Source organism: Moellerella wisconsensis (assembly GCF_022592395.1).
In the GTDB taxonomy this organism is placed as follows: domain Bacteria; phylum Pseudomonadota; class Gammaproteobacteria; order Enterobacterales; family Enterobacteriaceae; genus Moellerella; species Moellerella wisconsensis.
The window spans coordinates 44,682-56,904 of the sequence record NZ_CP093243.1; the positions used below are offsets into that span (position 1 = coordinate 44,682).

Consider the following 12,223-nt stretch of genomic DNA (forward strand, 5'->3'; position numbering starts at 1 on the left):
TCATTATCCGCACCAAAACCTGAATGGTAAATTATCCCCCGAGGTGAACTATGTCTGAAATGAAGCACATTGTGTTATCCGGCGTCTTATGTCTCGGCTTTACTGCCAGTTTATGTACCGCTGTAGTTCTTACAAACAAGACCGAACGTATTGCGGTCATCGCGAAACATATTCAGAAGACAGACTACCTGACAGACCAGTCGGTAATGGATAAAGAAATGGCTGAGATTTTACTGCCGCGAATGCAGGCTCAGCATAACGAGATGAAAAAACGCGGTGAATTGAAAAAGCCTGACATGGTTTTCGTTCCCGAGCAGTTACAACAATCCCGAGGTTACTAATGGCTAAGCGAAATGGTTTGAAATGGCTTCTTTACGGTGTTCCTTTGGCCGTCATGATGGCTACGTCCGGCTATGCCGTTTACCAACTGGATAAGCAGTCACGCATGCTCAATGACTTGGCTGTCGTGGCAGACAGCAATAGCGGTGTTATTGGTAATCGCGCGGATCTGGAATCAGCGTTTGACAGATACATCGCGGCTTCTGGTCTGAAGGTATCCCAACAGGCTAAAACAGACAACGCAATCGGGTTTAGCACAGGTGATAAGCCCTCTAAATCCTATTCGCCGTCTACGGACAGTGAGCGTATCTACGGCAACCCAGACGCTCAATTTTACGTCATTGAGTATTCAGATTTTGAGTGCCCGTACTGCAAAACTCATTTCCCACAGATGATGGATCTGGTGGATTCTTCATCCGGCAATATTGCAATGGTGTTCAAACACGTCCCAGTACACGGACAGTCATCTCGCACTGAGTCACTCGCCTCTGAGTGTGCCGCAGAGCAAGGTGGTAACCCCGCATTCTACAAAATGGCGCGTGCAATTTTCGCTGACACCCGCTCTGACGGACATGGCCTGGCAACGCCTCTCGATAAGTTAGCGGAGAACAACGGTCTGGATGGTCAGCGCATTATTGAGTGTGTAAATGCCGCGCGCCCTAGCGCCAAAATCGCGGAAGACGTCAAAGAAGCAGCGCGTCTCAACATCCAACAAACGCCCGCAAATATCGTGGTGCATGGCGATAAGTCGGCAATGGTTCAAGGCTCCGTTAACGGAACCGGCTTGATGCAGATGATGGCGCAATTAGCCCAGGGGGGTGAGAAGTAAAAAAGCTTGCGTACAGTGTTATAGCACCCGAAGGGGTTCGGGTATTTCGTTTCATAATTGGGGGTAAGAATGAGTGAACCAGTCTACATCTCGCATTCTGTCGATGATCCACCGAAGTTCTTCTTCTGGAGCGTTGATGAAGCGATGCCATTTTTTGTTTTCCTGGGGATCGGCGTCTTCACCGGTCGTCTCTTCACGATGTCACTCATCGGTATCGTGATCACCCGTTTTTACGGCAGCTTCCTGCAAAAAGCATCAGAAAAATACTTTTTGCACCTGTGTTACTGGAAGTTCGGTGTTTCCTTCGGGAAAAGCACCATTGTACCTAACGCATTCGACCGGGAATTTATTGTATGAAGAGCCAAGACTTCAAAAAAGGTTTACTGAACATGAAGGGCGAAAACACCACGCTGAAGCTGGTGTTGGTTGTCTCCATTATGTGTATCGGCATTCTCTCCACCACGCTGATGAACCGTTCACAGATCGTAACAATCGTTCCACCTAACTTAACCGAGACCACTTGGTTAGATGAGAAGACGGCAGGTCAGCCTTATATGCAGGCGTGGGCAATCTACCTGGCTAACTCAATGGGTAACGCAACGCCAGACTCTGTGGACATGCTGAAGAAGTCTATCGGGCCATTCCTGGATGCGGGCATTTACTCGCAGGTTATGAAGCGTATTGACGACCAGATTGACCAAATTAAACGTGACCGTATCAGTCTGAGCTTCACGCCAACCCGTGTATATCACGACCCCAAAGCCCCCGGCACTTATTTTGTTGAAGGTAGCCAAGGTCTTGAAGGGATCACGGGTAACCCTATCGTTAAATCCGTTACGTTCCAGATGTCAATTGATGTGAAAGGTTACCGTCCGGTGCTGACCTTCATCAACATCAAGCAAGGTAAAGCTGAACTGCCGAGCGACAAAAAAGGCGACAAATAAATCTGGGGAGACCCAAACTCCTAAATTTCGTCACCCGCTTCGTGCGGGTTATAAACAATTTGAGCGCTTTTACGAATAAGTGAAAGCTTGGTAAACAAAGTGAACAGCACTAACAAAACCGTCGCGGTAACTTCCTGTGTATTGCGTCCGTCACTGTTCGGGGGAACAAATGTTGAATAGTAAACACGTAAAAATTCTGGCGCTGTTAATCGCGTCAATCACTGCCGGACCATCCATTGCGAATGGTCTTAACGTAAAAAGCAATACACTGTCAGTTGATAACGGCGTTGTGCTTCAACGCTCTGGAGACTCTGCGTCTGATGAGCCAGTTGTCGTAGCTTCGTCAAAAGGTAACCACACCGCTACGGCGGGCGCATCTATGAATGCCAGCTCCAGCGACAACCCCGCTGTGGACGGTATCAACGTCCAGCCTGTGCCTAACTCCATTGTTCAGCCTGTTCGTTTAACGGATGATGTCATTCCCTCTCGTCAAGACCTAATCGTTGAGCCCGGCGTGAATACCCTGATCCCGATTTCAATCGGCCAGCTTAACCGTATCGTTACCCCATTTGAGCGCCCGACTGTTCAACGTTTGCAATTGTCTGACGTGAAGGTAAGTGTCCAAGGTAACGTGATTTACGTGTCCACGAGCTCCACCAATCCGGTCGCGCTGTACATCAGCGAAAAAGGCGATGAAAGCGTCGCACTGTCTTTATCTCTGGTTCCTCAAAAGATAGCGCCCGTACAAGCCTCGTTAATGCTCTCCCGTAAAGTGGGAAATTCGCCAGCAGCGTCTGGTTACACGCAGTCAGCAGGCAATGTGATGTACGGCGGTAACGAAACCAAAGCCCGTAAATGGGAACAAAAAGATAATTACGTCGAAACTATCCGCAACATTCTGCGTGCAGTCGCGCTGGGTGATATCCCTCCGGGCTATGCAATGGGTAGTTTAGGTCGGGGTAATAGTGTTCCAAACTGTAATTTCAGCACAGGCACTGCGCAGGACAATATCAAATACAGCTTCGCAGGTGGTCAGTACATCCAGGGCAGTCAGTTCAGTGTCATTGTGGGTGTGGCCCAAAATACCGGTGCATCTACCATCACGGTAGATGAATCCCTGTGTACTCACCCTAACCTCGCAGCGCGCGCCCTGTGGAGTCGTAACACGCTTCAACCAGGTCAAAAGACTGAAGCGTACTTTGTCATTCGCAATCAGTCTCAGCAGGCGCAAGTCGATGATTCTGTCCGTCCAAAATTAGCGGAGTAATACGACGATGAGTAAAATTAAAGAACGCTGGGAAACTCTGGACGCCAAGAAGAAACGCCTTTTTGTTTGGGGTGGTACGTTGGTGGTGCTGATCCCGTCCATACTGATGTTGATGCCTGAATCACGAAAACCAGCATCACGGGGACCTTCAGAGCAAATCATTTCCAGCGTGCTGACTGATTCCGATACCCAGGGCGTAAGCCAGAACGCAATTGCTGCACGTCTGCGCGCTTTGGGTGAGTCCATTGAAAAGCAAAACACCAATATCACGGACTTAAAAAAGTCCCTCAACGTGGAAGAGATCAACAAACGGCTGATCACCATTGAGCAGCAGCAAAGATCTGACCGCATTGAACAGGAAAAACTGAAAAAGCGCGTCGAATCGGCAGCAACTGTTATGCCATACACTAAGTCTGTTCGTTCAATAGACATCTATAATGGAGGCAAAGATGCCAAGCAAGGTGTGGAGAAGTTAACGCCAGACAGTGTTCATGATGAACTGAATAACAACGATACCCTTCAGCGTGTGTATGAGAACTCCCAGCAACCTAATCCGGCCGACTTCGGCTTGGATACGGATGCTAAGGGCAAGGACGGCAAAAAAGTCGCCCCTGCCACTCCGGATATTGTCTCTGTGCATGAAGACATTAAAGAGGTTGCAGCCGCAGACCCTGATGATGACCCATCCTTCCAGACTTACCTCCCAGCGACTTCAATCCTGAGCGGTGTGTTTATTTCTGGTATGGATGCACCCACATCACAGAACGCACGTAAAGACCCATACCCGGCGCTGATCCGTATTAAGAAAGATGCCATTCTGCCTAACCGTTTCCGAGCTGACGTGCGTGAGTGTGGCATGTTGGCCGCTGGCTTTGGTGAGCTGTCGTCTGAACGAGGCTACTTCCGTTCTGAGGTGATCACCTGCATCCGTGATGACGGTGCTGTGTTCGAATCACCGATTGATGCCTATGCGGTGGGTGAAGACGGCAAAGCTGGTGTGCGTGGTCGTCTGGTGACCAAGCAAGGCCAGTATCTGGCTAAAGCACTGACCGCGGGCTTCCTGCAAGCAGCATCCTCTTTGTTCAGTGTTCAAAGCATTCCAACCATCAACGTCACGCGTGACAACAACAGCAGTAAGAAAAATAACACACCTTATGAGCAGGTAATGAGCAGTGAGGCGCTTCAAGGTGCAGCCATTGCCGGTGTAGGTGGTGCGTTAGACCGCCTGGCTGATTTTTACATGAACATGGCGGGTGACCTGTTCCCAGTGATCGAAATCGATCCGGGCCGCAGTGTCGATTTTATCGTTCAAAAAGGCGTGACACTGAAATTTACTCGCGTCAAGCCTAACGGCAAGGCAACACCAACAACTTTCAATTCCAACGGGGCTAACTAATTATGTGGAAAAAACGTCTTTTAATAATCTGTGTCGCTACGGCGGGTCTCGCTGCATTGTCAGGCTGTTCGCTGGTGGATGGTAATTCAGAATATGCCTGTAAGGGGATGCCCAATGCGGTGACGTGTATGAACATCCGTGACATCCATCAGCTGACCGATGGTGATGACTACCAAGACCGTATTGATGAAGTGTCGGAACAGCAACTGTCGGGTAAACCTGTGGACCTGAAACGAAACGGTACCTCAAGTAGCGTTAGTGCAGGTGGCGTAGCAACGGGTGGCCGTTATGTGCCGGTACCGGCTGCAACGGCAAACCCTCAGCCGATCCGTACTCAGGCGCAAGTGATGCGTGTTCTGGTTGACCCCTACGAGTCCGCAGATGGTGACTTGAACGTGCCGGGTTACGTGTACACCGAGATTGAGCCGCGTCGTTGGGAAGTTGGAGCCTCTCATGCCGCAACCCGAAGTGCGGCAATCCGCCCAATGAGTACCACGCCAGCGGCGGTGTCTAGTCCGCAAGCACCTAACAAATAATGCTGACGCTGAAATTAATACAAACTGAATGATTTAATATTCCCCCTTAAATACAGCCGGTTGCATTATGAAAGCCGCCTAGCGCGGCTTTCTTTCGTTCTGGGTCTCATTGCTATTTATAGAGTTTGAGATTAATATTATCGACGCATGGTAACCATACCGCATTTTGCCAATACTGACATTCAATGCATGACTTACCCCCGCGTTGGATAACCCCACTCAGACATTTTGGTAAATGGATTCATGCGCAAGGCCGTTCTCCCTCGAACGGCCTTACCTTTTTCTGTCCTCTGAAAAAACATCCCAAGCGCCCAACCCTTCCCAACCCGTTTTCTACCTCGTTTTGCTGGCCTTTTCGCTGTCAATCAACCTACGCACCGTTGAAAATGTAGCCTCATTCACAGGAGCACACCAATGAAGCTACGTAAGAAAGTATTATCCCTGATTTTGTCCGCCAGCTTTGCCGCTTCTGCTTTTGCAGGTGCTGACGTGAGCGCTGATACCGTGTTTAACAATAAAGCCTTCATGAATGCACCAAAGGACAGCAAGGACGTCAAGCGATTCGTTGTGCCAACCAATGGTATCATTGCTTTGGAGGTTGACGGTAAGGTCAATCTACTGTCATCAAATGGTCGCTACCTGTTTAAAGGCACCATGTATGACACCTGGGCCAAGAAAGACCTGACCACGATTGACGACATCACCAAGTACGCCAGCATCATTCCGATTAAAGAGCTAAAGCTAAACATCGCTGATCTGCAACCGGCTGTCTGGGGGAATGGGCCGAAAAAAGCCATTTTGTTCACCGACCCGAACTGCACGCATTGTGCCGCTGCCCTTAATCAACTTGCCGATCTCGACCCGCATGAGTACACGGTAAACGTGCTTTCACTGGGTGCCCTAGGCGAACCAAGTCAAATCCGCAACAAAGAGCTGTACTGCGCCTCCGATCGCTATCGTGCCGATCGTGCAATCATTGCGCATGAGAAAACCAAGTTTGACCAAGTCAAAGACTGCGACTTACAAGCACTGGCGAGACGCACGATCACCGCTCAGGTGTTGGGTGTGAGCATGGTGCCATTCATTATTCGTGACGACGGTGTTTTCAGTATCGGTGCACCAAAACAAGGTCTCAAAGCCTTCCTGGCTGGTCAATAAGTTCTTCTTTCTGTGGGGTTAAGATGAGCGAGTCCATTATCGTACAGCGTTTGAAATCAATTCGACGCTTCTCTGATGTGTGCCCTGTTCGGGCATACGATGAGCAGAACCATATTTTTCTGTGTGACAACAAGTACATCGGATTCGGCTTCCTTTGCCGTCCGCTGTCCGGTACTAGCGGAAAAGAGATGCAGCAATTACAAACGTTGCTGTCGTCCAACTTCCCGGCGAAAACCATTGTGCAGTTCGACTTGATTGCCAGCCCGAATATCGTTGGCAAAATTAATCAGATGGACGTTCTGCGCATGGATTGCGAAGACGAAGTGTTGCGTGACGCAATCTACAACCGTTCTAAGTTCCTGCTTCACAGCACCGACTTCCCCATGAAGGGAACGGGAACCCGTGTACGCAACTGCCTATTGCTGATCACAGTTAAGGTGCCAGTGAAGAATGAATACGACCTTCGCGAAGAGGAATTCAACCTGATTTCTGAATTCCGTAACACGTTCGATACGACGCTGGGGATCACCGGCCTGTGCCCTGCCACCCTAACGCGCGACCGTTATATCGACGTGCTGTCTGCCATTTTAAACCAAGGCGAAACGGCATCTTGGCGTGACCGTAATCCGTTGCAAGTGCAGGATGATTTGATGATCTCGGAGCAGCTTGTTGACCCTGATCGTGAGTTCTTCATCCGCAACAAATACTGCGCCTTCGGTAGTCCAGAAGACGAAAATCAGCGTGGTGAGCGACAAACCGGTACCACGTTTATACGGACATTAAGTGCCAAGAAATTACCTAAGCGGTTCTTCCCTGGGCAGGCGCAATACTTCCTCGGTGACATGATGAGTGGCGCGACCGGCATTAAGTCGTCCTGCATCCTGTCCATGAGCATGATTTTCTTCGATCAGCAAAACGCGAAGACCAAGTTCACGCAGAAACGTAACTGGATTGTGCAACAAACCGATGGACCAATGGTGAAGTGGATCCCCTCACTGAAGACTATTCGTGAAGGGTATGACCTACTAAGCGACAAACTGGATAACGGTGAACCAATCTGTAAGGCCAAGTTTACCGTCACCATCTTCTCCAACTCCAAAGACGGAGTATTCCGTGCGAGCCAGGAAGCGGCCAGCTACCTCAACACCTATCAGTTCAAGATGATCCCTGATAGTTACTTTGTTGCCCCTATTTTCCTTTCCTCCCTGCCAATGTTCAACGAAGCAGGCGCAGAAAAATCAATGGGACGTTACCGCACGCTGGCATTGAGCGAAGCCTTGGTTATTTCTCCTCTTTACGCCGACTGGCAAGGTACCAGCAATCCAGCTCTAATGCTGACTTCCCGCTCCGGCCAAGTGCAGATGCTCGACCTTTTCGACTCAGATACAAACTACAACGCCTGTATTGCGGCGGAGTCCGGCTCTGGCAAGTCGTTCTTAACCAACTACCTAATTACTGCTTATCGCAGTCTGGGGGCGAAGGTTTGGTGTATCGATGTGGGTGATTCGTACAAAAATATTTGTGAGACCTACAACGGGGACTATCTCGACTTCCACCCTGATAAGAAGCCCTGCCTCAACTTCTTTGAACTGATTGAAGACTACTTCGGTGAAAATCCGGACAACGAAGATGGTGGCGAAGAGGATCTGATCATCGGACTTCTCTCTGTCATGGCTGCGCCTAAAGCAGGCCTGAACGACTTCGAAGAAGCTCGTTTGAAAGAGCACGTTGCCATTCTCGTTCGCAAGCATGGTAAGGAAACCACAGTTGATATGGTGGCGGAATCGCTGCTGTCGGATGAAGAGAATGACATCAAACGTCTGGGTCACCAATTGTACCCATTCACCAGCCGTGGTCAGTACGGCAAGTACTTTGTGGGCAAAAACAACATCGACTTCCGTAACCCGTTTACGGTTCTGGAACTGTCGCGCTTGGAAAGCTCTGAGCACCTGAAGCAGGTTGTACTGTTGCAGCTGATTTACCAAATCCAGCAAGACATGTTCATGGGTGATCGCGGCCAGATGAAAATCGTGGTTATCGACGAAGCTTGGGCATTGCTTAAAGGAAACATCGGCGCATTCATTGAGAAAGGCTATCGCCGGTTCCGTAAATACAACGGTGCGGCCATCACGATCACGCAATCCATTAACGATATTTACAAAGATAGCGTCGGAAAATCTATCGCCGACAACTCTGCGTTTATGCTGTTACTTGGTCAGAGTGAATCTGCGGTGAACGAAGCTCAACACCACCAGCGCTTAGCACTGGATGATGCAGGGTACCGCTTCTTGAAAACGGTGCGTTCGAGCCGAGGTATTTACTCAGAGATTTACGTTATCTCCAAATCCGGCCAGGGGATTAGTCGGTTGATTGTGGATCCTTTCTCGATGCTGTTGTACTCCACAGCGCCGGACGATGTAGCTGCGATCCGAAAACGGAAAGCACAAGGCTTGTCCACACAGGATGCCATCAACTCCATTCTTGAAGAGCGACAAAGAGGTAAAGCCGCATGATTAAGACCGCAGCCGTTTCATTACTCTGCGGATTCCTGGGAGCCGCCCTTTATGGGCGGTTTGTCCCTCCTGCTGCACCAACTGACTACATTGCCGTGGTCAGTTATACCGGCGCAAACGGAAAGGTTCTCAGTGACCCTCAAGTAAAACTAGTTCACGCACGCGCAGAGGCAATGGCGAAGGCAGGCTACATGGTTATAAATGAGTCGGCTTTATATAAATACCCGGCGCATATGCAGATCCCGCAAACTGTTTCACCGTCAGCCAACTAACCGGGGGTACCGTGGTCAAGGACACAGCGAAGTCTCTTTGGAAGAAGGTCTATAAGCAAAAGCGCCCGTGGAAAAAACATGCTTTGCTGATGCTGCTGGTGGGTGCTGTCTCTGCCCCATCCAGTTATTACGTGTTGCATCGTTTTGAAATTGGTATTGATCCTCAGAACAACCAGTGTTTACCACCCTACCGTATTTACCTGGTCGATAAGCACGATACCACGCCCGTAAAAGGCACTACCTTTGCTTTCAGTTCGAAATACATGGGCGAATCAGGGAAAGGGATCAAAATGGTAGATGGGGTCAGTGGGGATGCAATCACTGTGAATGATGAAGAGACCACGGTAAATGGTTCGATGGTCGGTGAAGGTCTCGCACTTGCCGCAGAGTCGGGTCACTCCCCACAAGAACTCACTCGCAACGGCGTTATCCCTGAAGGTCGTATCTGGCTGATGGGACGAACCAAACTCAGCTTCGACTCTCGCTACTGGGGGACGTTGCCAGAATCACAAATTATAGGAAGGGCCTACGCGATATGGTAATCCAACAAAAAGTAGCTACGTTTCGCAAATCGCTTATTGCATTGGCCGTGCTCGGTAGCATGGCCTTTTCTGTCAGTGCCGCACCGCAGCCAGTAACAGATTTACCCTCTCGGCCAGTAAGTGCCTTCCAGGATAGCGAGCTGCCCTCTCGCCCTGCTGATGTGACGGATAATGAGAAAGCCGATATCGACAGCCTTATCCGCGTCGCAAGAGAACAACAAAAAGAAGAAGAAGCGAATGCAAAGTTGGCGCGCGAAAATAACCGCGAAATGCTACGAAAAATGCCTGAATCACGCACTGATAATGAAATGATAAGTGACGCTGTCACGGGTGCGATTGCAGAAGCTGATGTCGCGGACGGTAAACAAAACAAAATGGCGGGTGACTTTTACTATGTATTAGTTTCAGCATCACTATCTGATAAGGAGATTAAAGACATGATGGCCGATTACAATGGCCGCAGGGATGTCTCTCTGGTTATCCGTGGCGTTACAGATAAAGCGAAGTTAATGGACGAACTCACTCGCTGGCAACAGCTGGTGCTCGACTCTGGCACAGAAGTGACGGTTAATCTGGATCCGATTATTTTCAAGGACAATGCCGTTACCGCTGTGCCAACCATCATCCATGAGAAAGACGGCGAATTTGTTGCGAGTGTCTCCGGTATCTCGAATATCGACTTCCTGAAGGATAAAACCGGAAAACTGGGTACCGCAGGTCCGACGAAAGAAGTCGTTGAACGCAGCTTGCTCGACATGATTGAAGAAGGGGTAAAAAACCTCGACTTTGACCAAATGAAAAAAGATGCTTTAAACAATTATTGGCCGCGTCAACGTCAGGGATTTGAAGCATTCCCGACCGTTTTGAAACGGGCGACTCATACGATTGACCCGACTGTGATCATCCCGCAAGACATCGTAACGCCGGAAGGGGTTGTGGTCGCTAAGAAAGGGAAAGTTAACCCGCTGGATGTTATCCCCTTCGGTCAGAAACTGATTGTGTTTGATGCCAGCGTACCGTGGCAGCGTGCCATTGCGCGTCAAGAATACGAAAGCACAGAGCCTGGTATCAACCCTATCCTGATCACCACGAACGTTTACGGTGATGGTTGGGATACGTTTAAAGATGCCGCGCAACATTATGGTGAAAAAGCCCGCCTTTACATGATCCAGCCAGGTATGTCCGAGCGATTTGGGATTGAAGCGGTGCCCAGTATCGTCACTGCCGATAAGAAGGTGTTCATCATCAATGAGTACCCTGAAGCCAACTACGCTCAGAAGGTAGCAAAATGAAAACCCTACACGCGAAATTGAAATCATTCAGCTTGCACCTGATTGCGGCCACGGCTGTATCATTATGTTTTGCAGGTAATGCGCTGGCTGACAAAACAGCTGAAACAGCGCCAGCGGTAAACGAAGTTTGCCGTGATAACCAATTACTCTCATTCAAATTGTTCACGGACGTCTGCTGGAGTTGTATTTTCCCGATCAAAGTAGCGGGGATCACAATGGGACCATCCGGCAAGGTGCCTGATAACGCGGCCACTGGTATGGCATGTGCTTGTCAGGACGGACTGGGCGTGTATCACCCTGGTGTACTGACCGCGATGTGGGAGCCCCGAAAAATCATCGAACTGACTCGCACGCCGGGGTGCATGTCATCGCTGGGGGGTGTTAACCTGAATCTAGGAAACAATCTTCAGTATGGGATCCAAACAGACGGTGGTGATGATGAGCGCCGTCACAAGTTCTCCATCAGCTTCTACAATGCTCATATGTACGCCCTGCCGTTGCTGCGTATGCTTGACTTGTATTTGCCGGGGCAATGTACTGCTGACCCATATAGCGACTTTGACGTGGTCAGTTTCTCCGAAATTGACCCAACTTGGAACAACACTGCGTTGGCATTCTTCCAGAATCCTGAATCAGCGGCGGTTGCGAATGTCGTGGCTCAACAAGCGTGTGCGCTGGAAGCTGCCGCACAATTTGCTGGTAAGCAGCCAATGGATTCACTCTGGTGGTGTGCAGGCTCTTGGGGTGGTCAATACCCCTTAACTGGCTCTGTCCGCAGTATGGATACCCCACGCACAACCAGCCTGGCCGGTATTCGTGAGCTCGCCGTAGAGCACCGTCGTGGTTTAGCCTACCGAACGATGGGGAATGACACAGTTTGTCGGTCGAAGATCTACCCAACCCTTCCGAAGCAGCAATACAAATTGAACATGTTCAGCCCAACTCCGGAAACTAAGGAAGGCCATGAAGTCGGTGAATCCCCGTATCAGTGGCAAGGCGGCATGTATCGCTACCCTACCGGGAAAGGGCAGGACTCGACGTACATGATTTATCAATGGATGGATTGCTGCCGGACGATATGACCTAAAAATAGTAATTCCCAGCCCACACATAAAACAGAGTGGGCTTTTTTGAT

Annotated in this window: 16 protein-coding genes; 13 read left to right on the plus strand and 3 right to left on the minus strand. The window is 49.7% G+C overall.

The annotated features are described in order from the left end of the window. Positions 1 to 59 precede the first annotated feature (59 nt). Positions 60 to 341 (plus strand): hypothetical protein, encoded by a 282-nt coding sequence (locus MNY66_RS16020; protein ID WP_241501986.1) that lies wholly within the window; start codon positions 60 to 62, stop codon positions 339 to 341. A gap of 79 nt (positions 342 to 420) precedes the next feature. Here the strand turns inward: MNY66_RS16020 and MNY66_RS16025 are convergent, their stop codons facing one another. Then, positions 421 to 597 (minus strand): hypothetical protein, encoded by a 177-nt coding sequence (locus tag MNY66_RS16025; protein WP_241502042.1) that lies wholly within the window; start codon positions 595 to 597, stop codon positions 421 to 423. Between the two features lie 82 nt (positions 598 to 679). Here MNY66_RS16025 and MNY66_RS16030 point away from each other — a divergent pair, with 82 nt between their 5' ends. The 3 genes from MNY66_RS16030 to MNY66_RS16040 all read left to right on the plus strand — a co-directional run bounded on the left by MNY66_RS16030 (position 680) and on the right by MNY66_RS16040 (position 2,112). Further along, positions 680 to 1,168, plus strand: a complete 489-nt coding sequence (locus tag MNY66_RS16030) for a DsbA family protein (RefSeq protein WP_241502037.1) — start codon at positions 680 to 682, stop codon at positions 1,166 to 1,168. A gap of 69 nt (positions 1,169 to 1,237) precedes the next feature. Continuing rightward, positions 1,238 to 1,525, plus strand: a complete 288-nt coding sequence (gene traL, locus MNY66_RS16035; RefSeq protein WP_067421643.1) for a type IV conjugative transfer system protein TraL — start codon at positions 1,238 to 1,240, stop codon at positions 1,523 to 1,525. Beyond that, on the plus strand, positions 1,522 to 2,112 hold the full coding sequence (locus MNY66_RS16040; RefSeq protein ID WP_067421645.1) for a TraE/TraK family type IV conjugative transfer system protein: 591 nt from the start codon (positions 1,522 to 1,524) through the stop codon (positions 2,110 to 2,112). Before traL ends, MNY66_RS16040 begins: the two co-directional genes overlap by 4 nt. A gap of 20 nt (positions 2,113 to 2,132) precedes the next feature. Here the strand turns inward: MNY66_RS16040 and MNY66_RS16045 are convergent, their stop codons facing one another. Next, positions 2,133 to 2,330: a hypothetical protein gene (locus tag MNY66_RS16045; protein WP_241502043.1), complete on the minus strand. Its 198-nt coding sequence runs from the start codon at positions 2,328 to 2,330 to the stop codon at positions 2,133 to 2,135. Positions 2,331 to 2,406: 76 nt separating this feature from the next. Further along, positions 2,407 to 2,535, minus strand: coding sequence for a hypothetical protein (locus tag MNY66_RS17950; protein ID WP_277627827.1), 129 nt, complete (start codon positions 2,533 to 2,535; stop codon positions 2,407 to 2,409). A gap of 217 nt (positions 2,536 to 2,752) precedes the next feature. Between MNY66_RS17950 and MNY66_RS16050 the strand changes: the two genes are divergently transcribed. The 9 genes from MNY66_RS16050 to MNY66_RS16090 all read left to right on the plus strand — a co-directional run bounded on the left by MNY66_RS16050 (position 2,753) and on the right by MNY66_RS16090 (position 12,170). Further along, entirely contained in the window at positions 2,753 to 3,379 is a 627-nt protein-coding gene (locus MNY66_RS16050) for a hypothetical protein (protein WP_419182051.1), read from the plus strand. A 7-nt stretch (positions 3,380 to 3,386) separates the two neighbouring features. Continuing rightward, positions 3,387 to 4,775 carry a TraB/TrbI/VirB10 family type IV secretion system protein gene (locus MNY66_RS16055; protein WP_241501987.1) on the plus strand — a complete coding sequence of 463 codons (1,389 nt, stop codon included), beginning with the start codon at positions 3,387 to 3,389 and terminating at the stop codon, positions 4,773 to 4,775. Between the two features lie 2 nt (positions 4,776 to 4,777). Then, positions 4,778 to 5,311: a type IV conjugative transfer system lipoprotein TraV gene (gene traV / locus MNY66_RS16060; RefSeq protein ID WP_241501988.1), complete on the plus strand. Its 534-nt coding sequence runs from the start codon at positions 4,778 to 4,780 to the stop codon at positions 5,309 to 5,311. Between the two features lie 414 nt (positions 5,312 to 5,725). Further along, positions 5,726 to 6,469, plus strand: coding sequence for a DsbC family protein (locus MNY66_RS16065; RefSeq protein WP_067421651.1), 744 nt, complete (start codon positions 5,726 to 5,728; stop codon positions 6,467 to 6,469). A gap of 23 nt (positions 6,470 to 6,492) precedes the next feature. Next, entirely contained in the window at positions 6,493 to 8,982 is a 2,490-nt protein-coding gene (gene traC, locus MNY66_RS16070; protein ID WP_067421653.1) for a type IV secretion system protein TraC, read from the plus strand. Then, entirely contained in the window at positions 8,979 to 9,254 is a 276-nt protein-coding gene (locus MNY66_RS16075; protein ID WP_067421656.1) for a hypothetical protein, read from the plus strand. Before traC ends, MNY66_RS16075 begins: the two co-directional genes overlap by 4 nt. 11 nt (positions 9,255 to 9,265) lie before the next feature. Continuing rightward, on the plus strand, positions 9,266 to 9,796 hold the full coding sequence (lepB, locus tag MNY66_RS16080) for a signal peptidase I (protein ID WP_067421658.1): 531 nt from the start codon (positions 9,266 to 9,268) through the stop codon (positions 9,794 to 9,796). After that, positions 9,790 to 11,088 (plus strand): TrbC family F-type conjugative pilus assembly protein, encoded by a 1,299-nt coding sequence (locus MNY66_RS16085; RefSeq protein WP_241501989.1) that lies wholly within the window; start codon positions 9,790 to 9,792, stop codon positions 11,086 to 11,088. Before lepB ends, MNY66_RS16085 begins: the two co-directional genes overlap by 7 nt. 215 nt (positions 11,089 to 11,303) lie before the next feature. Beyond that, entirely contained in the window at positions 11,304 to 12,170 is an 867-nt protein-coding gene (locus MNY66_RS16090; protein ID WP_241502039.1) for a TraU family protein, read from the plus strand. Positions 12,171 to 12,223 lie beyond the last annotated feature (53 nt).